Below are 24,177 nucleotides of genomic sequence, written 5' to 3'. Positions count from 1 at the left end.
GGTGAAGCCCCCTCCCTTGGGGAGGGTCGGGGGCTGGTCGGCTTCGCCTCCCGTGCGTTGGTAGAGACCAAGCGTTGCAGATTTTCAGGACGAGGCTCTAAAGTTGGTTACCTTTTATCTAAGGCAAACAAATCGCTGTTCGTGTTCGACCGCATGGGAGAAGCGCGAACAAGCGATCAAAAACAAACGCGCGGAGCTTCTGCCCCGCGCGTTTTGTCTTTGCCCCTCTGCGGTGCGGCTTTACTCAGCCGCTTCGCTTTCCTCTTCAGGCACATGCGCCACACGCGCGCCTGCCTTGTTGGAGGTCACAACCCCCAGCGATTTTAGCTTGCGGTGCAGCGCGCTGCGCTCCATGCCGACAAAGCTCGCGGTGCGGCTGATATTGCCGCCAAAGCGGTTGATCTGGGTCAGCAGATACTCCCGCTCAAACGCCTCACGCGCCTCGCGCAGCGGCAGCGTCGCCAGAGTGCCAGACAGCACCACGCGGCCATCTTCCGCAGGCGTATCTGTTTCACCGGGCAGCTCACGGCTTTCAATCGGCCCCTGCCCGTCCCCAAGGATCAGCACCCGCTCAATCAGGTTCTTGAGCTGGCGCACATTGCCCGGCCACACCATGGTCTGCATCAGCGCAATCGCATCCGCACTCAGCTCGCGCAGCGGCAGGCCTTGGCTCTCATGCAACTGTCCGAGGAAATAGCTCGCCAGCGCAGGGATGTCTTCGCGCCGCTCTTCCAGCGACGGCACCGCAATCGGCACAACATTCAGGCGGTGATAGAGTTCCTCACGGAACGTGCCCTCTGCAATCGCCTGCGTCAGATCCTGATTGGTCGAGGAAATCACCCGCAGATCCACGCGCACCTTCTTTGAGCCGCCCACGCGGGTGAATTGCTGATCAACCAGCACCCGCAGGATCTTGCTCTGGGCCGCCAGCGGCATATCCGCCACCTCGTCAAAATATACAATCCCGCCGTTGGCCTGCTCCAGCAGCCCGGTCTCGATGCCGCGCTCGGCACTTTCGCGGCCAAAGAGGATCTCTTCCACCCGGTCCGGATCCATCCCCGCGCAGGAGACGGTGACAAACGGCGCGCTGGCGCGGTTGGAATTGGCGTGGATATAGCGCGCCGCCACATCTTTGCCGACACCCGCAGGTCCGGTCAGCATCACCCGCCCGTTGGAGCGCGTGACCTTATCCAGCTGCGACACCATCGCGCGATAGGCCGCGCTGTCACCGATCAAATCAGCCGGCTTGCCATCCTGGCGTTTCAGCTCGGTGTTCTCACGACGCAGACGGCTGGTCTCCATCGCCCGTTTGATCACCACCAGCAACTGATCGATGTTAAACGGCTTTTCGATGAAGTCATACGCGCCCTGTTTGATCGCCGCGACCGCAATCTCGATATTGCCGTGGCCCGAAATGATCACCACCGGCACTTCCGGATAGTCGTTTTTCACAGCCTTAAGGATGTCGATGCCATCCATATTGCTGTCCTTCAGCCAGATATCGAGGATCATCAGCGCCGGTTGCTCGCTGGTCACCTGCGCCATCGCCTCATCCGAGTTGCCCGCCAGCCGCGTCGAAAACCCCTCGTCTTTCAGGATGTCCGAAATCAGTTCCCGAATGTCGCGCTCATCGTCAACGATCAGAATGTCACTCATAATACTCGCTCGCTCTTTTTGATGTCCTCAGCAGGTGCAGCGCCCAAAGGGGCCAAAGGCAGTTTGATCTCTGCCATTGCACCAACATGATAAGACGGTTCAAACACCGGCGCATCCAGCAGCGACAGCTGCCCGCCATGCTCTTCAATGATCTTTTTCACAATGGGGAGACCCAGCCCCGTGCCCTTGTCACGCGTGGTGACATAAGGCTCAAACAGTCGAGCACGATCGGCAGGCAGGCCAATGCCATTGTCTGCAATCCGCAGCACCGCGTGCTCTTCTTCAATTTTCAAACTCACCCGAATTTCCGGGGAGATGACCTCTTCAGGATGCTTTTCCTGATAGGTTTCAATCGCTTCACCGGCATTCTTGATCAGATTGGTCAGCGCCTGTGAGATCATCGTGGCGTCCAGATCCACGGTCATCGGCCCTTTGCAGATGTCGCGCACAAACCGCACATCCGGCTGGCCGGTTTCCTGCAACAGCACCGCCGCCTGCACCAGCTCCACCAGATCAGCAGCCTTGCGATCCGGCTCCGGCATCCGTGCAAATTTGGAGAACTCATCCACAATCCGGCGCAAGTCATTGGTTTGACGCACAATCACATCAGTCATCTGTTCAAGTGTATCGCTGTCCTCGCCCAGACGGCTGGCAAACTTGCGGCGGATACGTTCAGCCGACAGCTGGATCGGGGTCAGCGGGTTCTTGATCTCATGGGCAATGCGGCGTGCCACGTCGCCCCAGGCTGCCGTCCGCTGTGCCGTCACCAGATTGGTCACATCGTCAAAGGCCACCACATAGCCCTCAAGCGTGCCATCGTCGCGCCGCCGCGTGGACATGCGCACCAAGAGATGCTCCAGCCGCCCGCCGCGAACCACCTTGACCTCTTCCTGCGCCACTTCCTTGCCGCCTGAAGTCAGCTCTTCAAGCACCGAACCAAACTCCGGCACCGCCACCGCCAGAGGCATGGCCTGATGGTCATCGGCCCAGGCCAAAAGCCGTTCTGCGGAGCGGTTCACGAAGGAGACCTTGCCCTCGGCCGTCAGCCCGACAACACCGGACGTTACCGAGGTCAGCACGCTGTCAAACATGCGGCGGCGACGGTCAATCTGGCGCGTGTTGTCCAGCAGCGTCTCGCGCTGCACCTTCAGCTGGCCGGTCATCTGGTTGAAGTAGCGCCCCAGCATGGCGATCTCATCATCGCCTTCTTCCTCGCGCACTTTGACATCCAGATCGCCCGCCCCGACGCGCTGTGCCGCCTGCATCAGGCGCCCAACCGGACGCGACAGCCGTTCCGCCATCCACATGCCCATCCAGATCGCCGCCAGCACCAGAATCAGCGCAAATCCGAGGTAGATCAGACCAAACTCAAACAGCCGCTGCCCACGCTCGCTCTCCAGCTGCGAATACAGCCGCGCACTGGCCTGCGTGTCATCGAGCAGCTGGAAAATCTCCGCATCCACCTCGCGGCTGATATAGAGATAGCGATCCACAAAGGCCTCAAGCCGCACCAGCGCGCGCATCTCATTGTTGTCCAGATCACGGATGATGACATAGCCATCCTCCACGGTCTCAGCCATCTCCGCCTCGGTGGGTTTTTCAAAGTCAAACAGGTAGGAGCGCTCACCCCGCGCGCGCAGCTCGCCTGTGCCATCGATCACAAAGGCTTCTTTCAGACCGCGCTGAATCTGCACCTGCCCAGCGGCCAACAAAACCCGAAGCTCACCCGCATCCATAAAGAAGGTCGCGCGCCGCCGGTTGTTGAGAAACTCTGCCAGCGCGCCCGCGTCTTCTTTGAGCGCCTCAATATGCTCTTCTTCATAGGCCTGCGCTGCTGACAGCGAATTGCCCACCACCTGCCGCACGCGCTCGCTGAACCAGCCCTCAAGGCCAATGTTCAGCGTCAGCCCGGCAAACACCGCCACCGTCACCGCAGGCACCACAGCCAGCACGGCAAACGCCCCGGTCAGCCTCAGATGCAGGCGCGATCCGGCAGAGCGGGCACGGCGCGAGGAAATCGCGCGCACCACATTCTGCAGCACCAGCGCGGCCACGATCAGAACATAGGCAAAATCGGCAAGAAAAATCGCACGCAATGTGCTTGATGAGGCGCCAAGCCCAAACGGACCAAGCGCCAGATAGGTCGCCAAAGCCAGCGCCGGAGCCAGCACCACCAGCCCGAAAGCTGCGGCATTCTGGACACGCCTTTGACTGCGCAGGCGCTGAAAACGCGCCCAGTGACTCGTCATTGTCCGGCTCGACACCCGACTTCCCCAATTGATTTGGTGGCGCTTGCGCGCCCCACCGCCATATCAGGTGGTGCATTCTATGAGACGTGCCGTTTTTTGACGACTGCGGCTCTGGCACCACATTTATGTGGCCTTTTTACATCAATTTGCGGCGGCGTGTCACGTGAATATCCAGATCAGTGATCTTTTTACGCAAAGTATTCCGATTTATCCCCAACAAATCAGCACATTTCGCCTGATTTCCGCCTGTTGCATCCAGCGCGATTTCGATCAGAGGCAGCTCAATCTCGCGCAGAATCCGCGCATAGAGCCCTGCCGGGGGCAGCATATTTCCATGCAAATCAAAGTAACGGCGCAGGTGGCGCGCCACGCTGGCTGAGAGCTTTTCATTGTCCTCACCGCCCATCAGCGGGCCTGCCTGCGGCGCGGCGCCCAGCACCATTTCCGCTTCGGTCTTTATCACCTCTTCCGCCTGCGCGGTCAACACAAGGCGGCGCACCGCATTTTCCAACTGGCGCACGTTGCCTGGCCAGCTGTAGGTGCGAAACATTTCCATCGCATCCTCTGAGAACACCCGCATCGGCGCGCCTTCGCGCTCTGCGCGGTGCAGGAAGTGCTCCACCAGCAGAGGAATGTCATCCACCCGCTCCCGCAGTGCCGGCACATGGATCGCCGCACCATTGAGGCGATAGTAGAGATCCTGCCGCACGGTGCCGTTCTCCATGGCAGTGTTCAGGTTAACCTGACTGGTCGCCATAAAGCGCGGGTTCTGATCGCCCGGGGTGTCAATCATCCGTACAATGCGGGCCTGCACCTCATCTTCGATGTCGCCGATCTCATCAAACAGGATCGTGCCGCCCTTGGCTTTGGCCAGCACACGCGCGGGGCCTTCCAGATCGCTCAGATCCGCGGCATTGACCACCACAAACGGCAGATTGCGCCGATCAGAGAAGTCGTGAATCTCTTTTGCAATCAGGGATTTACCCGTGCCACTTTCACCTGAAATCAGCACCGGCAGATCGGTGTTCATCACCCGCGCCACAAGCCGGTAAAGCGCCTGCATTGCAGGGGTACGCCCCACCAGCGGCAGCTCGTCAGGCCGGTCTTCCTCCACCGCAGGTGCGGCAGGCGCACGGCGCTTCTGCTCCAGTGCCTTGCCGGTGCGCTTCATCAGATCAGGCAGGTCAAACGGTTTGGGCAGATAGTCATAGGCCTCCGCTTCCGCAGCCTGAATCGCCGTCATGATGGTGTTCTGAGCGGAGATCACGATCACCGGCAGGCCCGGGCGATCCTCGGAAATCTTGGGCAGCATCTCAAGGCCATTGCCATCCGGCATCATCACATCGGTGATCACCACATCGCCTTTGCCTTCGCCGACCCAGCGCATCAGCGTGGTCAGCGAGGAGGTGGCATGCACCTTACAGCCCGCCCGCGTCAGCGCTTGCGTCAATACTGTGCGGATTGTGCGATCGTCATCTGCGACCAGAACCGTGCCATCCATCAGAGGCTCTCCTCATATTTCTTGAGAGTTTCTTTGCTCGCCCGTGGCAGCGACAGCTTGAACACCGTGCGCCCCGGCACGCTGTCCACTGTGATCAGACCGCCATGATCCGAAATGATTTTGCTCACCAGCGCGAGGCCAAGCCCCGTGCCGTTCTCCCGTCCGGAAACGAAAGGATCAAACACGTCGCCCTCCAGATGCTGCGGCAGGCCGGGGCCATCATCAATGACCTCAATCTGCAGCGGCAGCGGTTGGCCTGTGCCATCCGCACGTCGCATCCGGAAGGAATGCTCATAATAGGTGCGAATGCGGATTTTCCCTGAATCTCCAGCAGCTTCAGAGGCATTCTTCAGCAGATTCAACACCACCTGCAGGAGCTGATCCGCGTCGCCCTCGGCCGGTGGCAGGGAGGGGTCGTAATCCTCCACAATCTCCATATGCGCGCCATAGCTCACCAAGGCAGAGCGCCGCGCGCGGTCCAGAACATCGTGGATATTGACCGGCTTCTTCTGCGGCAGCGACAGGTTGCCAAACTGCTCCACCTGCTCCAGCAGCTTCACGATCCGGCGGCTTTCCTCCACGATCAGATCGGTCAGCTCCAGATCTTCCGTGCTCAGGTTCATCGACAAAAGCTGCGCCGCACCGGTGATCCCCGCCAGCGGGTTCTTGATCTCATGGGCCAGCATCTCGGCCATGCCGATGGCGGATTTGGCCGATGATTTCACACCGTTGCTGCGGGTCATGCGTCCGGCCAGCTCACGGCTGGAAATCAGAAACAGCATTTCGCCCGGCGCATCCGCCAACGGCGCAATCTGCAGGTTGCACTGCACAGGTGGCGCATTGCCGGTGCCCAGATCCGCGTCATTCACAAACAGGGGCGTGCCATGTTCCCTTGCGCGCTGAAACGCCTCCTCAAGCGGGGCGTCAATCATCACCTTGTCCCAGATGGGCTGCCCGACCATCGATTTGGCCGAGGCGTTCAGAAAAGTTTCCGCCGCCGGGTTGATGCGCAGGATCTTGTCATCCGCGTCCACCACCAGCCCCGGCACGGGCAGCGAGTTCCATATGGGGTTATGCGCGCTCATGCGGCCTCTTTGTTGTTGGGCGCATCATCACCGCTCGGCATCAAAGCCTCCGCAAGCAACGCCATCACTTCATCAATGTCCCGGCTGGTCTGCACCCGGCGGCGCAAGCCCGCCTCGGTGCCCACGGTGTCCATGTACCAACCCAAATGTTTGCGTGCGACGCGCAGGCCAAGATCGGTGCCGTAAAAGGACAGCATCGCCGCATAATGCCCCTGCACCAGCTCCACCAGAGCTGTGCCGGTGGGCACCTCGGGCGCCTCTGTGCCAAAAATCTCCGCCGCAATCTGGGCCAGCAGCCAGGGTTTGCCCTGCGCCCCGCGCCCCACCATCACGCCGTCTGCACCGGAAGCCGCCATCGCCGCCTTTGCGCTCTCCGCGTCCACAATGTCGCCATTGGCAATCACCGGGATCGACACCACGTCCTTCACACCCCGGATCGCCGCCCAGTCCGCAGACCCTTTGTAAAACTGACAGCGCGTGCGCCCGTGGATGGTCAGCATCTGAACGCCCGCATCCTCCGCCCGTTTGGCGAGCTCCGGCGCATTGAGCATATTGTCGTCCCACCCCAGCCGCGTCTTCAGCGTCACCGGAATGTCCACAGCGCCCACCACGGCCTCAATCAGCGTCAGCGCGTGGTCGAGATCTTTCATCAAAGCGGAGCCGCTGGCCCCCGCGCCACTGGCGCTGGTCACTTTCTTCGCCGGGCAGCCCATATTGATGTCAATCAGCGTCGCGCCATTGGCCTCGACTTGACGCGAGGCCTCCGCCATCCAATGCGCCTCACGCCCTGCAAGCTGCACCGAGGTGATCGCATCACCAAATCCCAACTCCGCACGCTCACGCACACCGGGTTTGGCCTGCACCATTTCCTGGCTTGCCACCATTTCGCTCACCACCAGCCCGGCACCAAACTGGCTCACCAGATCCCGATACGGGCGATCGGTGATCCCGGCCAACGGCGCCAGAAAAACGGGCGGTGTCAAAGAGAGATGTGCGACTTGAACGGTCACGTGCCTAATCCTTGTGCAGTGCCTTCGGCGTATCTGACCCATTGGTCAAACTCAATGAAGGGGTGGTGATTTTTTCGGCAGCAAATTGCATATGCTTAAAAATTAAGCAATCGCTAAGGGTCAATTGCCACTCTGACTTGCAGGTTCTACACAGTGGGCATGACAAATGCCTCTTTCAATAGCCCCGCCGATACCCCGCCCCGCACTGCCGCAGTGGTTGTTGCCGCCGGTCGCGGTACCCGTGCGGGAGGTGAAATCCCCAAGCAGTGGCGGCAGGTTGCCGGAAAAAGCGTCGCTGAATGGACGCTCACCGCTTTTCTAACACACCCGGAGGTAGACGAGGTGGTTTTGGTGACCCACCCCGACGACACGCAATTTACCGCCGAACTCTCGGTCACACAGGTTCACGGCGGCGCAACGCGGGACGCCTCGGTGCTGGCTGGGCTTGAAGCCCTCAGCGGGCGCGGCATCACCCATGTTCTGATCCACGATGTGGCGCGCGCGGGCATTGATGCCGCCACCATCTCCTCTGTGATTGCCGCCCTGACCTCCGGTGCCTCCGGCGCAGCCCCCGCGCTCGCCGTCACAGATGCACTCTGGCGCGGCGAAGACGGGCTTGTGACTGGCACGCAGGACCGCGAAGGCCTGTTTCGCGCGCAGACGCCTCAGGGTTTCGCCTATGAGGCAATTCTCGCGGCCCATCACACCCATCCGGGCGGAGCGGCTGATGATGTGGAGGTCGCCCGCGCCGCCGGGCTTGACGTCGCCATCGTGCCGGGCAATGAGCGCAACCTGAAAATCACCACACCAGACGATTTTGCCCGTCTGGAGCAGCACCTGAGAGGCGACATGAATAGTCTTCCCGATATCAGACTGGGCAACGGATATGATGTACACGCATTTGAAGAGGGCGACCACGTCATCCTCTGCGGCGTCCGCATCCCGCACCACAAAGCCCTCAAAGGCCACTCAGACGCCGACGTCGGCATGCATGCGGTCACAGATGCGATCTACGGCGCATTGGCCGAAGGGGACATTGGCCGCCACTTCCCGCCATCTGAGGCGGAATGGAAAGATATGGACAGCGCGGTCTTCCTGAAACATGCGGTCGATCTCGCAGCCTCCAAGGGCTTCACCATCTCCAATGTCGATTGCACCCTGATCTGCGAACGCCCCAAAGTCGGGCCACTCGCCCCCGCCATGATTGCCCGCATGGCAGAGATCATGGGCATGGAGGAAACCCGCGTCTCCATCAAAGCCACAACAAGTGAGAAACTCGGCTTCACAGGCCGCGAAGAAGGGATTGCGGCCATTGCCACCGCAACGCTGGTGAAACCATGAGCACGATGATCGCAACATTCTTCGGCGTTGGCCGCCTGCCCTTTGCCCCCGGCACATGGGGCTCTCTGGCCGCGCTGCTGATCGGCTGGGCCGCCGAGCGTTATGTCGGCCTCTGGCTGCTGATCCTGCTGACTGTGATCTCCATCATCGCTGGTTTCTGGGCCTGCCACCGCGAATTGGCCGACAGACCGGGCGACGACCCTTCAGAGATTGTGATTGACGAGGTCGCAGGCATGTGGATCGCCCTGCTCTTCCCGGCCATCGCCTTTGCAACACGCGACATGTCCATGGTCTGGCCCGGCCCGATTGCGGCGTTTTTCTTCTTCCGCCTGTTTGACATCCGCAAACCCTGGCTCGTGGGCCGCGCCGACCGCCGCCATGATCCTGTGGGCGTGATGCTTGACGACCTCTGGGCCGGTGTCTTTGCCGGTGTGGCCACGCTTGTGACCGCCGCGCTCTTTCATGTGGTGCTGATGTGATGGTGGATGTCGCCGCTCTGCTTGCGGCCTGCCGCGCCGCCGACCTGCGCATCGCCACCGCCGAAAGCTGCACCGGCGGCATGGTCGCGGCCGCGCTGACCGACATTCCCGGCTCTTCCGCCACTTTTGAGCGCGGCTTTGTGACCTACACCAATCAGGCCAAGGTCGAGATGCTGGGCGTGGCGCAAGCCACGCTCGATGCGGTTGGCGCCGTGTCTGAGGAGGTCGCGCGCGAAATGGCCCTTGGGGCGCTGGCGCACTCTGCGGCGGATCTCGCCGTGTCAATCACCGGCATCGCCGGTCCCGGCGGCTCCGAGTTCAAACCCGAAGGCCGCGTCTGTTTTGGCATCGCCTCCGCAACAGGATGCAAAACCGAGACCATCGAGTTTGGCGCATTGGGCCGCGAAAATGTGCGCAAAGAGGCGCGGAATCATGCGTTATCGCTTCTTTTTAAGGCATGCTGCGCAAACTGACGCGCATTTGCACAAACAGCTGCATTTTCCGCCCATATTTTAATCACATTGCAAAACGCCCCATTTTAAGGCGCTCCGCATCATATTCAGACTTTGTCATAAGCAGGTTTTCCGCTTTTTGACCTGAAATCACCACTCAGGGACAAAGAGGAAAGAAATTATGAACGGAGCGGACACCGCATGGATCATTGTGGCGACAGCCCTGGTCCTGTTCATGACATTGCCAGGTCTGGCCTTGTTTTACGGGGGCCTTGTGCGCGCGCGCAACGTGCTCAGCGTTTTTATGCAAACCTACGCGATTGCCTGTTTAATGAGCGTTCTGTGGCTGGCCTTCGGCTATTCCATCGCCTTTGGCAATGACGGCGGCGCAAGCTCGGTTTGGGGCGGGCTTGGCAAAATGTTCCTCGCAGGCGTCACCGCCGACAGCCTGTCTGGCACCCTGCCCGAAGTGCTGTTCTTTGCTTTCCAGATGACCTTTGCCATCATCACCCCGGCGCTGATCGTCGGCGCTTATGTGGAGCGCATCGGCTTTGGCTTTGTCCTTCTGTTCTCCGGTCTCTGGATGCTTCTGTGCTACGCGCCTGTGGTGCACTGGATCTGGGGCGGCGGCATGATGGCTGACGGCGGCATCTTCGGCGAAATCGGCGTGCGCGACTTTGCCGGCGGCATTGTGGTGCATGAAACCGCAGGCCTCGCAGCCCTCATCATCGCGGTCATGCTCGGCGCACGTCGCCACCGCACCACCCCGCCGCACGCCCCATGGATGGTGATGATCGGCGCGGCCATGCTCTGGGTCGGCTGGTTCGGCTTTAACGGCGGCAGCCAGCTCGCCGCTGACGGCGGCGCAGCCATGGCGCTCACCGTCACCCACATCTCCGCAGCCACCGCCTCGCTCACATGGGCACTCTGGGAACGCATCAAATACGGCAAAGCCTCCCTCGTGGGTCTTGTCACCGGCACCATCGCTGGCCTCGCCTCAATCACCCCGGCCTCCGGCTTCGTCGGCCCGGTGGAAGCACTGATCATCGGCGCCATCGCAGGCATCCTCTGTCAGGAAGCCGTGAATGTCGTGCGCAACATGCTCAACATCGACGACACGCTGGACGTCTTCGCGGTCCACGGCGTCGGCGGCATCTTCGGTACCATCATGATCGCCGTCTTTGGTCAGGGCACATGGGTCGCCCAGCTTGGCAGCCTCGCCGTTGTCGGCCTCTTCACACTGGTTGTGACCGTGGTGCTGGTGAAAGTCGTGAGCTTCATCACCCCGCTGCGCGTGGATGAGGAAACCGAAGTCAACGGTCTGGATCTCGAAGTCCACGGCGAGCGCGCCTACGACACCGCCTCCTGACACCAGATCAGAGCACACAAGTCTCGGGCGGCCGCCACTTCAGGCCGCCCTTTTTATTGCCCCAACGATTTCAGAATATAGTGGCCCTCAGCCGTAAAGCGCTTTCGCCCGCGCCTCAAACGCCGCCACAATCCGGTTCATCGCCTCATAAAACACAAGGCCAATCGCCTTTTGCAAAATGATGTTCTTGAACTCGAAATCCACAAAGAACTTCACCTCGACCCCGCCGTCCACATCCGCAAAATCCCAGGTGGATTTCATGTATTTGAACGGCCCGTCCAGATACTCCGTGTCGATGTGCTTGGTCTCAGGATAAAGCCCCACACGGCTGCCAAACCGCTCCCGAAACACTTTGAACGAGATCACCAGATCCGCCAGCATCTCCACGCCCGCGCCATGCGCGGTCTCAATCGGCGTGGTCGAGCGCACCCGCGCCGCCGCACACCAGGGCAAAAACTGCGGATAAGCCGCCACATCGGCCACAAGGTCATACATTTGTTGGGCTGAATAGGGCAGCGTGCGAGTCTCAGAGTGCGTGGGCATGTGGTTCCGTAAAGCTGTCCAAAGTAACGTGCCATTTTAGCGTGACAGTGTTTCGCGTCCCCGCTATGCACTGTGCTGCCCGCGCTCATATCCACTCTGCGGGCGTAAAATCAAGAGGGTCTCATGTCAGAGCGTCCATATGTCATTGATCAAATGATCTCAGCCAAGTCGATTGCCGCCCGGATCGAAGATCTGTCGCGCGAAATCCAAGCGGAATATGCGGGCACCGATAAGCTGATTGTGGTGGGCCTTCTGCGCGGCTCTTTTGTGTTCATCGCCGATCTGGTGCGCGAGCTGGAACTGCCGGTCGAGGTCGATTTCCTTGAGGCCTCCTCTTATGGCAACGCCATGGAAAGCAGCAGGGAAGTACGCATTTTCAAAGACTTGCGCGGCGAGATTGAAGGCCGTGACGTGCTGGTGGTCGAAGACATCGTCGACACCGGCCACACGCTCACCCACGTGATGCACCTGCTGAAGGCCCGCAACCCGGCCAAGATCAAAACCATCGCGCTTCTGGACAAACCGAGCCGCCGCGAAGCGGACATCGCAGCTGATTGGATCGGCTTTTCAATTCCTGATGAATTTGTCGTGGGCTATGGCATCGACTACGCCCAACGCAACCGCAACCTGCCCTTCATCGGCAAAGTACGCTTCACCGAAGAGAGCTGACCCCTCTCACAGAGGCACCAATCACGGGGGCGCAGCAATGACGCGCTGCGCCCCCAACGCCACTCTTTCTAGGCTGCAGAACGCCAAACATGGATCGTGCCCATTGAGTGGGCGCAAAACCTCAGGCATTCTCATTCCACAAATATCCAAATCCAGCGGTGGCCCCAAAGATGAACTTTCGCCATTTGATCCGCATGAGCCAATGGGCGCGCAACCCGCCTTCTGAAAAGCGGGTCAAGCTGGTGTTTGGCGTGATCATTATCTGCATCGTCCTTGTGCTGATCGAGCGTTTTGTCGGCTGGCCCGACGCGCTCACGCTTGATCCCAAGGCGCGCACAACGGTGAAGTTCTAGCGCGCCACATCGTCAGGCCAGCAGCGCATCCAATTTGGCTGCGCAGATGAAATCATTCTCCGAAAGCCTGTCCAGCTCATGGGAGGTATAGGTGATTTCACAATAGCCCCAGCCAAAGCGCACATCCGCATGATGCCCCTCTTTGTCGCTGAGAAACGCCGCCATATTGGCCGCATAGACCGCCTTCGCGTAGGCCTTGAACTTCAGTGTCCGCACAAGGCTTTTGCCATCAGCGCCCATCACCCAGTCCGGATGCAGCTTGGCCTTGAGCGCCTCAATCTCCGCATCACTCAAAGGTGGCACCCAGCCGTCACAAGCCGCACAGGAACCAGCTGTCAAATCCTCCATGATCACGCGGCCTCCGGCTTTGGCGGGAACACAGGGTCATGCAACCCAAGCGCCTGTGCCGTTTTGATATCGGCCAACAGATCTCGCTCCGCCGCCTCCAGAAGCTGCTCCACCGTGTCGAGCACAAAATAGATCGGCTGGTTGATGTCGATCCGGTACGGCGTGCGCAGAATGTCGATCACATCAAACGGCTTGCGGATCACGCTTGGCTCTTGCACCGAATGCGCCAGCTCCCCGGGCGAGGACGCAAGCCCCGATCCCAGCGCCTTGATCTCTCCCCCTTCGCGGATCAAGCCAAACTCCACCGTGAACCAGTAAAGCCGGATCAGCCAGGAATAGTCTGCCGCCGCACAGGTCAGCCCCGTCTCACCAATCTTCTGAGAAAACCGGGCAAAGCGCGCGTCCGTGAGCAGTGGCGTATGTCCGTAGATTTCATGGAAGATGTCCGGCTCCTCGATATAGTCAAAACTCTCGCGGTCCCGAATGAAAGACGCCGCCGGAAAGGTCTTTTCCGAGAGCATTTTGAAAAACCGCCCAAACCCGATCAGCGCTGGCACAGGGGCCACCTGCCAGCCGGTATGCGCGCGCAGAACCTCTGACACCTCCACGCATTGCGGCACGCGATCCTTGGGCAGGTTCAGCTTGCGCTGGCCGGCCAGAAACGGCTCCGCCGCCAGTGTCTCCACATGGGGTTGTTGCTGCGCCACCAGATCCCGCCACACCGCATCCTCCGCAGCGGTGTAATGAATCCGTCCGGTCGCATCCGGCTCTTTGGCCACATATTTGGTGCTTTTCGGCATTTTAAACGCTCCTCCTCCTGAAACCATGTTAGCTCTGAATCTGAACAAGAGTTTTTCCATCTTTTGGCTGCAAAAGAGATTTCAGACAGATTTCACCCGAATCTCGATTTAATGAGGCAAAATATGCTCGACAGCTTTGAACGGCTCATCCTCAAGGTCCTGCAGCGTGACGGCCGCGCCAGCACACAGGATCTTTCTGACTCCGTGGGTCTTTCGCCCTCTCCCTGCTGGCGGCGCGTGAAGCGGCTGGAGGAGGAAGGCTACATCCTGCGTTATGCCGCCATTCTGGATGGCAAGAAGCTCGGGTTGAACGCCTTTGCCTATGTGCAGATTTCGCTGATCGACCACAGCGAAGAGACCATCAAAGTGTTCAACGATTTTGTCGCGCAGAGCGATCAGGTGCTGGAATGCGCCTCCATCACCGGAGACTTCGACTTTGTGCTGAAAGTTGTGGCCCGTGATCCGGAGGCGTTGGAGCAGTTCATCATGAAGCGCATTCTGCGTCTGGGCGTGGTGCGCACCACCACAACCAATTTCATTCTGCGCCAGATGAAAACCGCAGGTAGCCTGCCGGTTGAGGCCTGAAATTTGTTGCCATATCCAACGCAACAGCGCGCGCCCCGTTTATGGGACACGCGCTGAAAATTGCACCTATGCAATACCGTAGGGATACCGACGCGATACCGACGTGAAATCAGGGCTCCAATAGCGCGTTAACCTTTGAGTCGCGCCGCCCCGCTCTGATCTCAGTTGATGGTGTCAAAGCTCGCCGAAATCGGGGCCATTGCCACGGTGCCCGCGCGATCCTGCAGCGCCCACAACAGCAGCGCGGAGATGGTTTCATCCCGCAGCCGCCCCACCATCACAACACCGTCTTCCTGCGCTGCCTTAAAGGCCGCGTTGTCCAGAAAACGGCGCATCACCACCGCTGTCTGCCCGGCATCGTCAAAGTCGCGGAACACGCTGGTGGAAGGCACGCCTTCTTTGGCGGCGAGCTTCTGTGCCGTGTTCAACCCATTGGAAAGCATCAGTAATCCATGGCCACTGCCCAGCAGCGCCTGCGCTACCTGATCGCTCACAACCTTGCTGCCTTGCAGCCCGTCGCTCAGACCTTCCATCACACCCACAAACGTATCAGAGACGGACAGATGTGCCTGCATCGCCTGCTCCACGTCAGAGGCGGTTGCCTCCGCAGGCATATCCACCATGGCCAGCACCTCAAAGCCCCGCAAACGGTAGTCCGCCGCCTTTTCAGTGACTTGCGGGTCCAGCGTGCTCACGGCAATGCTCAGCGGATAGGGGAAGCTCTCAAGCGCCTCCATATCAAATTCATGCTCGCCAGTGTCCACCAGAACGACCGACATCACTGGTTTATTCTCTGCGTTTTCAAAGCCTTCCGCGTTGGACACCACTGGGCGTGCCACCGGCGTGACGGCCGCAGCATCCGCAATCACAACCTCTTCCGTCGCCGCATCCCCAACCGAGGGCAGCCGCGCAGATTTCAACTGAGGGAAGGCCTCATTCAGATTGCCCGCCGGTTTGAGCAGCGATGCCGTCGCCGCCTCATCCACAGGGGTCTCCCCCGCCTCTGCATTTGGCGTCAGGTCTTCGGCCTCAGGGCTGGGCACCGCTTCAGAGACCAGCGGTGTTTCTTCAGCGTTATCAGCGCCTTCCGGCGCATCCTCGGCGATGATCACATCGGTTTCGCCTTCCGCCGCCTCGCCCTCAGGCGCGGCCTCCAGCGCAGGTTCTTCGATCACCACCTCCTCAACAGGAGCCGCATCTGCCACCACATCTGCGCCAGTCTCTTCGACTGCCTCCTCAGGCGCGGCTTGCGCAACCGCCTCCTCTTCCACCGCAGGATCCTCAATCACGATCTCTTGCACTGGCGCTTCAGTCTCAACAGCTTCTGCAGTCTCAGCCTCCTCGGTCACCTCAGGGGCAAGCGGCGTGACAAAGGCTTCACCAGACAGAGGCGCTGGTGCCGCAGGCTGAGCCGGATTTGTTGAAATCGACAGCGCCGTTTCCGCCTCAGGCGCGGTTGGGGTCTGCGCCTGCGGTGTCGGCAAAACCGAAGTTTCTCCTTCAATTTCAACCGCTCCGCTGTCTGCAATCTCCTGTGGCGCGGCCAGTTCCGCCTCCAGATCCTCCGGCTCAGGCTTTGGTGCAGAATCAGTGATCCCCAGCGGCACCGCATCATCAGCCTCGACCTCCGGCACAGCCGCCCCCGGCACGGCATCAACCTCCGCATCGGTTTGTGAGGCCGCATCCAACGTGCTGCTTTGTGCAAGCCCTTCCTGGGTTTCCTGCGGGGTCACCGCCGTTGTCTGCGGGCGCACCGTTGCAGGCAAAGGAGACAGCAAAGACGCCGCCGCAAGCACCCCCCCAATGAGGATGACGCCCCAGAACACACCAGCCAAAAATCCGCGCAACATAGTTCTCTGCCCTCATTTGTTCCAAATTTACGGGGCGAACCTGCCTGTGCCCCTCTTGACCCTCTGCGCCAAGCCTGAGCATGTATACCGCGAGCAGGCCCTTCGCCTCCACCCCTTTCGCATCTTTAGGATAAGAACCGACAAAATGCTGCTTCTGATCGATAATTACGACAGTTTCACCTACAACCTTGTGCATTATCTGGGCGAGTTGGGCGCCGATGTGCAGGTCTGGCGAAACGACGCGCTGACGGTACAGGACGCCATGGGGATGAACCCGGCCGGTATTTTGCTGTCTCCCGGCCCCTGTGATCCGGATCAGGCGGGCATTTGCCTTGCCCTGACCGAAGCCGCAGCGGAAACCCGCACACCGCTTATGGGCGTGTGTCTGGGCCATCAGACCATCGGTCAGGCCTTTGGCGGCAACGTCGTGCGTTGTCATGAGATCGTGCATGGTAAGATGGGCACCATGAAGCACACCGGCAAAGGTGTGTTCGCGGGTCTGCCCAGCCCCTTTGAGGCCACCCGCTATCACTCGCTGGTGGTGGATCGCGAAACCTTCCCCGACAGCCTTGAAATCACGGCAGAACTTGAGGATGGCACCATCATGGGTCTGCAGCACAAAGAGCTGCCGATTCAGGGCGTACAGTTCCATCCGGAGTCCATTGCCTCTGAACACGGCCACGCCATGCTCAAGAACTTCCTGGACATGATGCCCTCCCCGAAAGGGGCCGCCGCATGAGCCATGATATCAAGACGCTGATCGGCGCGGCCGCGGATCGTCCGCTGTCGCGCGACGAGGCCGAGGCCGCTTTCTCCCTGCTGTTTGAGGGCGAGGCAACACCAAGCCAGATGGGCGGCCTGCTAATGGCGCTGCGCACCCGTGGCGAAACGGTCGATGAATATGCCGCCGCCGCCGCCGTGATGCGCGCCAAGTGCAACGCCGTGAACGCGCCTGCGGGCGCCATCGACATCGTTGGCACCGGGGGCGACGGCAAGCACACGCTCAACATCTCCACCGCCACGGCCTTCGTTGTGGCTGGGGCTGGCGTGCCCGTTGCCAAACACGGCAACCGCAACCTCAGCTCCAAATCCGGCACTGCGGATGTTCAAACCCAAATGGGCATCAACGTGATGGTTGGGCCGGAAGTGGTTGAAAAGGCGCTGGAAAGCTGCGGCATCGCCTTCATGATGGCGCCGATGCATCACCCGGCGATTGCCCATGTGATGCCCACCCGCGCAGAGCTTGGCACCCGCACGATCTTCAACATCCTCGGCCCGCTGACCAACCCAGCAGGCGTCAAACGCCAGCTGACCGGTGCATTTACCCGCGACCTCATTCGCCCCATGGCCGAAACACTTGGCCAATTGGGCAGCGAGCGCGCTTGGTTGGTGCATGGCTCTGACGGCACCGATGAGCTGACCATCACCGGCGTAAGCTGGGTTTCCGCACTTGAGACCGATGGCACCGTCAAAGACGTTGAGTTGCACCCTGAAGATGCCGGTCTGCCCGTGCACCCGTTTGAGGCCATCGTAGGCGGCACGCCCGAGGACAACGCCAACGCCTTCCGCGCCCTTCTGGATGGCGCGCAAAGTGCGTATCGCGATGCGGTCTTACTGAATTCGGCAGCCGCGCTTGTGGTGGCAGACGCAGCGGGCGACCTGAAAGAAGGCGTTGAAAAAGCACGCGAAAGCATCGACAGCGGCGCAGCCAAAGGCAAGGTCGCCGCATTGGCCAAAGTCACCTCTGCCGCGTGATCCGCGCTGTGCAAAGACAGACAACACCAACGCCCATGCGGGAGACAGAATGATGGACACCCCCATCCCTTCCGCCTGGGCGCATCTGCCTTTCTTTGAGGCCGACTGGCCGCGCATCGCGCAAACCATCGCCGAAGAGCCGCGCGACATCCTGCCTCCAGCCGACCAGCGTTTTGCCGCGCTTGAGGCCCTGCGCCCGGATCAGGTGCGTGTGGTCATTCTCGGGCAGGATCCCTACCCCACGCCCGGTCATGCCCACGGCTTGGCCTTCTCTGTGGAGCCGGACGTGCGCCCGCTGCCACGCTCGCTCAACAACATCTACAAAGAGATGATCGCCGATATCGGCGCTGCCCCCCTGACCGGCGATCTGCGCCATTGGACCAGCCAAGGTGTCCTGCTGCTCAACACAGTGCTTACGGTGCCTGCTGGTGAAGCCAACGGGCATAAGGCACTCGGCTTTCAAACCCTCGCTCATCAGGTGCTCAAAGAGGTCTCCTGCCATCCATGTGCTTTTGTCTTATGGGGAAAACAGGCTCAGGCCCTTGCACCTCACATCCAAGCGCCTAAAGATGGCGCCCAACATCTGATGATCGAAACGGCGCACCCCTCGCCCCTGTCCGCCCGCCGCGGCTTCTTTGGCTCCCGCCCGTTTTCGACAATAAACACATGGCTCACGCAGCGCGGCGAGCCGCCAATAGACTGGACGCACGCATGACCGAGACCGTACTGGACAAAATCAAGGCCTACAAACTCGAGGAAGTGGCAGCCGACAAAGCCGCCAAGCCGCTGGAAGCCGTCGAAGCCGAAGCACGCGAAGCCAGCCCGACACGCGGCTTTTCCGACGCGCTGCACAAGGCCAGCCGCTCAGGCTACGGCCTGATTGCCGAAGTCAAAAAAGCGTCACCCTCTAAGGGTCTGATCCGCGAAGACTTCAATCCGCCAGTGCTGGCCAAAGCCTATGAGGACGGCGGCGCGACCTGCCTCTCGGTGCTGACCGACACACCGAGCTTTCAGGGGCAGAAATCCTTCCTGACCGAAGCGCGTGCAGCCACCAACCTGCCCGCGCTGCGCAAGGACTTCATGTATGACACCTATCAGGTGGCCGAAGCCCGCGCGCTGGGGGCGGACTGCATTCTGATCATCCTGGCTTCGGTGACCGACAGTCAGGCGCAAGAGCTTGAGGCCTGTGCGTTTGAGTGGGGCATGGATGTCCTGCTCGAAGTGCATGACGCCGAAGAGCTTGAGCGCGCAAGCCAGCTCAAATCCCCGCTGATGGGCATCAACAACCGCAATCTCAAAACCTTTGAGACCACGCTCGACACCACGCGCCACCTCTCCAAGCTGGTGCCCGAAGACCGCCTGATCGTCTGTGAAAGCGGGCTTAACACCCCTGCCGAACTGGCCGACATGGCACGCTATGGCGCGCGCACATTCCTGATCGGCGAGAGCCTGATGCGTCAGGACGATGTCGCCAGCGCCACCCGCACGCTTTTGGCCAACCCGCTCAACGCCATGGGAGGCATGTGATGAGCAACCACAGCTCTGGCCTCACCCATTTCGACGGCAAAGGCGACGCCCATATGGTGGACGTCTCAGAAAAGGCTGTGACCTCCCGCATTGCGACGGCTGAGGGCTGGGTAAAGATGGCACCTGCCACCTATGACATCATCGCCGAAGGCCGCGCCAAGAAAGGCGACGTGCTTGGCGTTGCCCGCCTTGCAGGCATCATGGGCGCCAAGAAATGCGCCGACCTGATCCCGCTGTGCCACCCGCTGCCGATCACCAAAGTCGCTGTGGAGCTGACACCGGATGCCGATCTTCCCGGCGTGCGCATTGAAGCCACGGTAAAGACCACCGGACAAACCGGTGTGGAGATGGAAGCCCTCACCGCGGTGAATGTTGCCGCACTTACGGTCTACGACATGTCCAAAGCCGTGGACAAAGAGATGGAGATCGGCGGCATCCGCGTCATCCTGAAAGACGGCGGAAAATCAGGACGTTACGAAGCGAAATGATTTCTGTCAGCGAAGCGCTCTCCAATCTGTTTGCCCTCACCCCAACCCTGAACAGCGAGCTTGTCCCGCTGTCAGAGGCCAATGGCCGCGTGCTGGCTTCACCTGTCTCGGCCAGACGTGACCAGCCGCCGTTTTCCGCCTCCGCGATGGACGGCTACGGTGTGACCGCCGAAGGGGTTGCGCCCGGCGCGCAGTATGAGGTGATCGGAGAGGCCGCTGCAGGCCACGCCTTTGATGGCAAGGTGAGCGCGGGCGAAGCCGTACGGATTTTCACCGGCGCGCCTGTGCCTGAGGGCGTCACGCGCGTGATCATTCAGGAGGATGTCACCCGCGACGGCGACACAATCACCCTGTCTGAAAACCTCGACAAAGGGTTTCACATCCGCCCCTTAGGTGGCGATTTCAAAGTTGGGCAAACCATCGACGCGCCCCGCGTGCTGCGTCCCTCTGACATCGCGCTCATGGCGTCGATGAACATCGCCTCCGTGCCCGTGACTCGCCGCCCCAAAGTGGCGATCCTCTCCACTGGTGACGAGCTGGTGATGCCGGGCGAAACACCCGGCCCCGATCAGATCATCGCCTCCAACAGTTTCGGCCTTCAGGCCATGCTGCGCGACGCGGGTGCCGAAGCGCGTCTTCTGCCCATAGCGCGGGACACCGAAGCCTCTCTCAAAGCAGCCTTCGCCTTGGTTGATGATGCCGATCTTCTGATCACCATTGGCGGCGCCTCTGTGGGCGATCATGATCTGGTCGGCAAAGTAGCGCAGGATCTGGGCATGGAGCGCAGCTTCTACAAGATTGCCATGCGTCCGGGCAAACCGCTGATGGCAGGCACCATGGCCAACGGTGCTATGATGATCGGTCTGCCGGGCAATCCGGTCTCCGCCATGGTCTGCGGCCATGTCTTTGTGCTTCCGGTGATCCGCGCCATGCTCGGCCTTGGCCAAGCCCCCTCACCGCATCAGACCACAACGCTCGCAGCCCCCGCTCCGGCCAATGGCCCCCGCGAACATTACATGCGCGCCCATGTCAGCCCACGCGGCCTTGTGACCTTTGATAACCAAGACAGCTCGCTGCTTTCCATTCTGTCTGACGCAAACGCCCTGCTGATTTGCCAGCCAAACAGCCCGGAACTGCCCGCCGGAACAGAGGTATCCTACCTCCCGCTCTGACATAACCGCCTGATCAGTCGTGTCTTTTCAGGATGTGTTTCCGCTATGTTCTCAAAAAGTTTTGACACAAAACAAGAACATGCGTAGAACAAGCTTAAGACACTTTGTAAAAGGGGGTCGTCGAGCATGTTAACCAAGAAGCAACTGGACCTGCTGGAGTTCATTCACACCCGTCTGCAACGCGACGGGGTGCCGCCCAGCTTTGACGAAATGAAGGATGCGCTCGATCTGCGCTCCAAATCCGGCATTCACCGGCTGATCACCGCACTGGAAGAACGCGGCTTTATCCGCCGTCTCGCCCATCGCGCGCGTGCCATCGAAATTGTGAAGCTGCCTGAAAGCATGGGCGGCGCACCTTCTGCGCCGACAGCCGGGTTTAACCCCAAGGTGATCGACGGCCCGCACCCCTCGCCCACAGTGCCCGCCAACATCAGCCCCGATGCGGCGTTGATGTCGGTTCGTGAGCTGCCTGTGATGGGCAAAATCGCGGCTGGTGTGCCGATCGAGGCGATCAGCCATGTGGACCATCACGTGGCGGTGCCCGGTCAGATGCTGGCGACTGGTTCAAACCACTATGCCCTGCAGGTCAAAGGCGACTCCATGATTGATGCGGGCATCAACGATGGCGATGTGGTGATCATCGCGGAGACCAAAACCGCGGACAATGGCGACATCGTGGTGGCGCTGGTCGAAGATCAGGAAGCGACCCTGAAAAAGTTCCACCACAACGGCAGCTCCATCGCGCTTGAGGCCGCCAACCCGGCCTATGAAACCCGCGTCTATCCCGAAGACAAGGTGAAGGTGCAGGGCAAGCTGGTAGGTCTGATCCGCACCTACTGAGTGCCAAACCTTCCGGCGCGCACTGCCGTGTCGTTCCACAATCGACGGCCTGCGATCTCGCGGGCCGTTATGCGTTTGAGGCCCTCTGCCTCAAAATACAGCGCCATAGCGCCCGTATCTTCCAGCGCGCTTGCATCAACATAATCACACGACAACTGCGATCCATAGTCTTCTGAAAAGACAACAAAGTCTCCGCTCTGACACCCTTCAAACGCCGCCAAGCCTCTTTTGCCCTGCACGTGGAGAATCTGCCCCGTTGGCGTCTGTTTAGCCTCTGGAGTCCAAAGCGCAGCGGCCGCCACTTGTGTGCGCATGTCCCCATCATTTTCAAGCCAGTTGCGTGCCACGAAGCCCTGCCCTTTGGCTTTGGACAGCGCGCGCCCCTCAGGTGTCAGCACCCCCACCAATCCACCAGTGTCTGAGATCAGCACATCCGGGCGTGGGGTCATGTTCCAGATCGCAAAAGCCAGCGCAATCAACAGGCTGCCACCCCAGCGCGCATGTCCCTGCCACAGCAGTACAATAACACCGCCCAGCGAAACCAACGGAAAAACCACCGGCGGGCCGCTTTTCACCGCCCCGCGCGCGCCCTCCAACCCGCTGACAAACTCCGCCACCGTCAAAATCCACTGAAGCCCTTGGCCCATCACCCAGAGCGGCAGATGCTCCAGCCCCAAAGGCGCGAGCACCGCCGCTACCACCGCGGCAGGCATCACCGCCAGCCCCATCACCGGCACGGACAACACATTGGCCAGCAGGCCATAGTGGGCGATGTGATTGAAATGCAGCGCGGCAAACGGCGCGGTGGCGAGCCCCGCCACAAAAGAGGAGATAAACACCGCCGAGACCGGCGACATCCAGCGCGGGCCATAAGACAGCCGCGCCTCACGCAACCAGCCAAATACCCCGATCAGCGCGGCAGTGGCAGCAAAAGACATCTGAAACCCCGGCCCCAGCAAGGCCTCGGGCCGCAAGACCAAAACAACAATCGCCGCCACAGCCACCGCCCGCAAAGTCAGCGCCCGCCGGTCCAGCAACACCGCCGCCAGCACCACCGCTGTCATCACAAAGGCCCGCTCGGTGGACACGCTCCCACCCGACAGGATCAAATAGCCCGCTGCGGCCACGCAGGCCCCCACCGCGGCGAGTTTCTTTGCGTTCACCCGCAACGCCACATAAGGCACCAGCGCAAAACCAAAGCGGATCGCACCAAAGACAAATCCGGCGAGCAGTCCCATATGCAGCCCGGAAATGGCTAGCAGATGCGCCAGATTGGCGCCGCGCAAGGCCTCTGTCACCTCTTTGGGAATGGCAGAGCGGTCCCCGGTTGTGATCGCCGCTGCGACCCCCGCAACGCCCCCCGGCATCCGTGCCTGCACCGCACCCGACAGGCGCATCCGCAGGCCATAAATCCCACCGTCAACCGGCCCCGGGATCAACCGGACAACCGGCACACGGGTATAGCCAATGGCCCCGATCCTCTGAAACCAGGCATGTCGCTGAAAATCAAACCCACCCGGCTCCACCGGACCGGAAGGCGGCGACAGATGCCCTGTGGTCCCGACAAACATTCCAGGTAAAGGCGTCACGCCAAACCCTTCATCATGCAGAGAAATTCGCACTCTTCGGGGTGTTTCTTCAGGAGATACGCGCGACAGCCGCACTTCCTCCAACGTGAGCCGCAGCGCTTCTGAGGCGGAGCGGTCTATCGCCACCACCCGCCCCTCTATCGGCCCATAGTAGCGAAACTCCAGAACCGGACCTGCAACCAGATGCGCCCGCCCCCCGGCCAGTGCAAATCCTGCCAAGATCAGCGCAACCGCCCAAAGCCCTGCCGCCACATCGGCTTCTTTATGTCGTGTGAGAACCATCAGACAGGCGGCAAGGCAGCCCGCCAAAAGAAGCCCCCAGCCCGCCGGTTCAACAGGCCGTGCAAAATACAGGCCAATCCCAAACGCCAGCCCAACAGGAACCCAACAAAACAGATGCCCGCGCTGTGCCAGAACGGATTGGCGCAGCGGCGTCACCATGCGCAAGCCTTGTCCTCTCCCAGCCGTGTCGCTAGACAGTGCGCAAAACGCTAAATCACACATGGTTACTGAAAG

General features: G+C 60.5%; 24 protein-coding genes. 14 read left to right on the top strand and 10 right to left on the bottom strand.

The annotated features are described in order from the left end of the window. Nucleotides 1-240: 240 nt before the first annotated feature. From J7400_RS09505 to dusB, 5 genes are all read right to left on the bottom strand, one after another. On the bottom strand, nt 241-1,656 hold the full coding sequence (locus J7400_RS09505) for a sigma-54 dependent transcriptional regulator (RefSeq protein WP_209062485.1): 1,416 nt from the start codon (nt 1,654-1,656) through the stop codon (nt 241-243). Next, on the bottom strand, nt 1,653-3,905 hold the full coding sequence (locus J7400_RS09500; RefSeq protein ID WP_209062482.1) for a PAS domain-containing sensor histidine kinase: 2,253 nt from the start codon (nt 3,903-3,905) through the stop codon (nt 1,653-1,655). The genes J7400_RS09505 and J7400_RS09500 overlap by 4 nt, the downstream gene beginning before the upstream one ends. Before the next feature lie 136 nt (nt 3,906-4,041). Beyond that, nucleotides 4,042-5,406, bottom strand: coding sequence for a response regulator (locus J7400_RS09495; protein WP_209062478.1), 1,365 nt, complete (start codon nt 5,404-5,406; stop codon nt 4,042-4,044). Then, nucleotides 5,406-6,491 carry an ATP-binding protein gene (locus J7400_RS09490; protein WP_209062475.1) on the bottom strand — a complete coding sequence of 362 codons (1,086 nt, stop codon included), beginning with the start codon at nt 6,489-6,491 and terminating at the stop codon, nt 5,406-5,408. Before J7400_RS09490 ends, J7400_RS09495 begins: the two co-directional genes overlap by 1 nt. Then, entirely contained in the window at nt 6,488-7,501 is a 1,014-nt protein-coding gene (gene dusB / locus J7400_RS09485) for a tRNA dihydrouridine synthase DusB (RefSeq protein WP_348540155.1), read from the bottom strand. The genes J7400_RS09490 and dusB overlap by 4 nt, the downstream gene beginning before the upstream one ends. Nucleotides 7,502-7,660: 159 nt before the next feature. Here dusB and J7400_RS09480 point away from each other — a divergent pair, with 159 nt between their 5' ends. From J7400_RS09480 to J7400_RS09465, 4 genes are all read left to right on the top strand, one after another. Then, a complete protein-coding gene (locus J7400_RS09480) occupies nt 7,661-8,842 on the top strand; it encodes a bifunctional 2-C-methyl-D-erythritol 4-phosphate cytidylyltransferase/2-C-methyl-D-erythritol 2,4-cyclodiphosphate synthase (RefSeq protein WP_209062469.1) in 1,182 nt (393 codons plus the stop codon). Continuing rightward, nucleotides 8,839-9,321, top strand: coding sequence for a phosphatidylglycerophosphatase A (locus J7400_RS09475; RefSeq protein ID WP_209062467.1), 483 nt, complete (start codon nt 8,839-8,841; stop codon nt 9,319-9,321). Before J7400_RS09480 ends, J7400_RS09475 begins: the two co-directional genes overlap by 4 nt. Continuing rightward, on the top strand, nt 9,321-9,794 hold the full coding sequence (locus tag J7400_RS09470) for a CinA family protein (protein WP_209062464.1): 474 nt from the start codon (nt 9,321-9,323) through the stop codon (nt 9,792-9,794). Before J7400_RS09475 ends, J7400_RS09470 begins: the two co-directional genes overlap by 1 nt. 160 nt (nt 9,795-9,954) lie before the next feature. After that, on the top strand, nt 9,955-11,142 hold the full coding sequence (locus J7400_RS09465) for an ammonium transporter (protein ID WP_209062461.1): 1,188 nt from the start codon (nt 9,955-9,957) through the stop codon (nt 11,140-11,142). Between the two features lie 87 nt (nt 11,143-11,229). Here J7400_RS09465 and J7400_RS09460 read toward each other — a convergent pair whose 3' ends face one another. Beyond that, entirely contained in the window at nt 11,230-11,685 is a 456-nt protein-coding gene (locus J7400_RS09460; RefSeq protein WP_209062459.1) for a type II toxin-antitoxin system RatA family toxin, read from the bottom strand. Between the two features lie 123 nt (nt 11,686-11,808). Here J7400_RS09460 and hpt point away from each other — a divergent pair, with 123 nt between their 5' ends. Beyond that, the gene (hpt, locus tag J7400_RS09455) at nt 11,809-12,354 is read left to right on the top strand and encodes a hypoxanthine phosphoribosyltransferase (RefSeq protein ID WP_209062457.1); all 546 of its coding nucleotides are present in this window, start codon (nt 11,809-11,811) and stop codon (nt 12,352-12,354) included. A 170-nt stretch (nt 12,355-12,524) separates the two neighbouring features. Then, nucleotides 12,525-12,707: a hypothetical protein gene (locus J7400_RS09450; RefSeq protein ID WP_209062454.1), complete on the top strand. Its 183-nt coding sequence runs from the start codon at nt 12,525-12,527 to the stop codon at nt 12,705-12,707. A gap of 12 nt (nt 12,708-12,719) precedes the next feature. Here J7400_RS09450 and J7400_RS09445 read toward each other — a convergent pair whose 3' ends face one another. Beyond that, nucleotides 12,720-13,055, bottom strand: a complete 336-nt coding sequence (locus tag J7400_RS09445) for a 4a-hydroxytetrahydrobiopterin dehydratase (RefSeq protein ID WP_209062451.1) — start codon at nt 13,053-13,055, stop codon at nt 12,720-12,722. A gap of 2 nt (nt 13,056-13,057) precedes the next feature. Beyond that, nucleotides 13,058-13,855, bottom strand: a complete 798-nt coding sequence (locus tag J7400_RS09440) for a phenylalanine 4-monooxygenase (RefSeq protein ID WP_209062448.1) — start codon at nt 13,853-13,855, stop codon at nt 13,058-13,060. A gap of 123 nt (nt 13,856-13,978) precedes the next feature. On the opposite strand from J7400_RS09440, the gene J7400_RS09435 reads away from it, so the two are divergent. Continuing rightward, complete coding sequence (locus J7400_RS09435; protein ID WP_209062445.1) at nt 13,979-14,440, top strand: Lrp/AsnC family transcriptional regulator; 462 nt, start codon at nt 13,979-13,981, stop codon at nt 14,438-14,440. Between the two features lie 161 nt (nt 14,441-14,601). Here the strand turns inward: J7400_RS09435 and J7400_RS09430 are convergent, their stop codons facing one another. Next, nucleotides 14,602-16,290, bottom strand: a complete 1,689-nt coding sequence (locus tag J7400_RS09430; RefSeq protein ID WP_209062443.1) for a divergent polysaccharide deacetylase family protein — start codon at nt 16,288-16,290, stop codon at nt 14,602-14,604. 145 nt (nt 16,291-16,435) lie between these two features. Between J7400_RS09430 and J7400_RS09425 the strand changes: the two genes are divergently transcribed. The 7 genes from J7400_RS09425 (at nt 16,436) to lexA (ending at nt 22,072) form a co-directional block, all read left to right on the top strand. After that, entirely contained in the window at nt 16,436-17,029 is a 594-nt protein-coding gene (locus J7400_RS09425) for an aminodeoxychorismate/anthranilate synthase component II (protein ID WP_209062412.1), read from the top strand. Further along, nucleotides 17,026-18,045, top strand: a complete 1,020-nt coding sequence (trpD, locus tag J7400_RS09420; protein WP_209062409.1) for an anthranilate phosphoribosyltransferase — start codon at nt 17,026-17,028, stop codon at nt 18,043-18,045. Before J7400_RS09425 ends, trpD begins: the two co-directional genes overlap by 4 nt. Nucleotides 18,046-18,094: 49 nt before the next feature. Then, complete coding sequence (locus J7400_RS09415; protein ID WP_209062407.1) at nt 18,095-18,760, top strand: uracil-DNA glycosylase; 666 nt, start codon at nt 18,095-18,097, stop codon at nt 18,758-18,760. After that, entirely contained in the window at nt 18,757-19,572 is an 816-nt protein-coding gene (trpC, locus tag J7400_RS09410) for an indole-3-glycerol phosphate synthase TrpC (RefSeq protein WP_209062405.1), read from the top strand. Before J7400_RS09415 ends, trpC begins: the two co-directional genes overlap by 4 nt. After that, entirely contained in the window at nt 19,572-20,060 is a 489-nt protein-coding gene (moaC, locus tag J7400_RS09405; protein ID WP_209062403.1) for a cyclic pyranopterin monophosphate synthase MoaC, read from the top strand. Before trpC ends, moaC begins: the two co-directional genes overlap by 1 nt. Beyond that, nucleotides 20,057-21,232: a gephyrin-like molybdotransferase Glp gene (glp, locus tag J7400_RS09400; RefSeq protein WP_209062401.1), complete on the top strand. Its 1,176-nt coding sequence runs from the start codon at nt 20,057-20,059 to the stop codon at nt 21,230-21,232. Before moaC ends, glp begins: the two co-directional genes overlap by 4 nt. A 126-nt stretch (nt 21,233-21,358) precedes the next feature. Beyond that, a complete protein-coding gene (lexA, locus tag J7400_RS09395) occupies nt 21,359-22,072 on the top strand; it encodes a transcriptional repressor LexA (protein WP_209062398.1) in 714 nt (237 codons plus the stop codon). On the opposite strand, the gene J7400_RS09390 is transcribed toward lexA, so the two are convergent. Further along, on the bottom strand, nt 22,066-24,102 hold the full coding sequence (locus J7400_RS09390; RefSeq protein ID WP_209062396.1) for a ComEC/Rec2 family competence protein: 2,037 nt from the start codon (nt 24,100-24,102) through the stop codon (nt 22,066-22,068). The genes lexA and J7400_RS09390 overlap by 7 nt on opposite strands. Between the last annotated feature and the right edge of the window lie 75 nt (nt 24,103-24,177).

Source organism: Shimia sp. R9_2, assembly GCF_017743735.1.
In the GTDB taxonomy this organism is placed as follows: Bacteria; Pseudomonadota; Alphaproteobacteria; order Rhodobacterales; family Rhodobacteraceae; genus Shimia.
Note: the sequence above shows the minus strand (reverse complement) of the source record. Positions and strands in the feature narration are given on the sequence as shown.

What these genes read in the sequence shown, in the direction of transcription:
- J7400_RS09465 (WP_209062461.1), top strand. Translation starts at nt 9,955, where the DNA reads ATGAACGGAGCGGACACCGCATGGATCATTGTGGCGACAGCCCTGGTC.
- J7400_RS09415 (WP_209062407.1), top strand. Translation starts at nt 18,095, where the DNA reads ATGATGGACACCCCCATCCCTTCCGCCTGGGCGCATCTGCCTTTCTTT.
- hpt (WP_209062457.1), top strand. Translation starts at nt 11,809, where the DNA reads ATGTCAGAGCGTCCATATGTCATTGATCAAATGATCTCAGCCAAGTCG.
- J7400_RS09490 (WP_209062475.1), bottom strand. Translation starts at nt 6,491, where the DNA reads ATGAGCGCGCATAACCCCATATGGAACTCGCTGCCCGTGCCGGGGCTG.
- lexA (WP_209062398.1), top strand. Translation starts at nt 21,359, where the DNA reads ATGTTAACCAAGAAGCAACTGGACCTGCTGGAGTTCATTCACACCCGT.
- J7400_RS09475 (WP_209062467.1), top strand. Translation starts at nt 8,839, where the DNA reads ATGAGCACGATGATCGCAACATTCTTCGGCGTTGGCCGCCTGCCCTTT.
- J7400_RS09430 (WP_209062443.1), bottom strand. Translation starts at nt 16,290, where the DNA reads ATGTTGCGCGGATTTTTGGCTGGTGTGTTCTGGGGCGTCATCCTCATT.
- trpC (WP_209062405.1), top strand. Translation starts at nt 18,757, where the DNA reads ATGACCGAGACCGTACTGGACAAAATCAAGGCCTACAAACTCGAGGAA.
- J7400_RS09460 (WP_209062459.1), bottom strand. Translation starts at nt 11,685, where the DNA reads ATGCCCACGCACTCTGAGACTCGCACGCTGCCCTATTCAGCCCAACAA.
- J7400_RS09390 (WP_209062396.1), bottom strand. Translation starts at nt 24,102, where the DNA reads ATGGTGACGCCGCTGCGCCAATCCGTTCTGGCACAGCGCGGGCATCTG.
- J7400_RS09440 (WP_209062448.1), bottom strand. Translation starts at nt 13,855, where the DNA reads ATGCCGAAAAGCACCAAATATGTGGCCAAAGAGCCGGATGCGACCGGA.
- J7400_RS09435 (WP_209062445.1), top strand. Translation starts at nt 13,979, where the DNA reads ATGCTCGACAGCTTTGAACGGCTCATCCTCAAGGTCCTGCAGCGTGAC.
- J7400_RS09505 (WP_209062485.1), bottom strand. Translation starts at nt 1,656, where the DNA reads ATGAGTGACATTCTGATCGTTGACGATGAGCGCGACATTCGGGAACTG.
- J7400_RS09425 (WP_209062412.1), top strand. Translation starts at nt 16,436, where the DNA reads ATGCTGCTTCTGATCGATAATTACGACAGTTTCACCTACAACCTTGTG.
- J7400_RS09450 (WP_209062454.1), top strand. Translation starts at nt 12,525, where the DNA reads ATGAACTTTCGCCATTTGATCCGCATGAGCCAATGGGCGCGCAACCCG.
- trpD (WP_209062409.1), top strand. Translation starts at nt 17,026, where the DNA reads ATGAGCCATGATATCAAGACGCTGATCGGCGCGGCCGCGGATCGTCCG.
- J7400_RS09500 (WP_209062482.1), bottom strand. Translation starts at nt 3,905, where the DNA reads ATGACGAGTCACTGGGCGCGTTTTCAGCGCCTGCGCAGTCAAAGGCGT.
- glp (WP_209062401.1), top strand. Translation starts at nt 20,057, where the DNA reads ATGATTTCTGTCAGCGAAGCGCTCTCCAATCTGTTTGCCCTCACCCCA.
- J7400_RS09470 (WP_209062464.1), top strand. Translation starts at nt 9,321, where the DNA reads ATGGTGGATGTCGCCGCTCTGCTTGCGGCCTGCCGCGCCGCCGACCTG.
- J7400_RS09445 (WP_209062451.1), bottom strand. Translation starts at nt 13,055, where the DNA reads ATGGAGGATTTGACAGCTGGTTCCTGTGCGGCTTGTGACGGCTGGGTG.
- J7400_RS09480 (WP_209062469.1), top strand. Translation starts at nt 7,661, where the DNA reads ATGACAAATGCCTCTTTCAATAGCCCCGCCGATACCCCGCCCCGCACT.
- J7400_RS09495 (WP_209062478.1), bottom strand. Translation starts at nt 5,406, where the DNA reads ATGGATGGCACGGTTCTGGTCGCAGATGACGATCGCACAATCCGCACA.
- moaC (WP_209062403.1), top strand. Translation starts at nt 19,572, where the DNA reads ATGAGCAACCACAGCTCTGGCCTCACCCATTTCGACGGCAAAGGCGAC.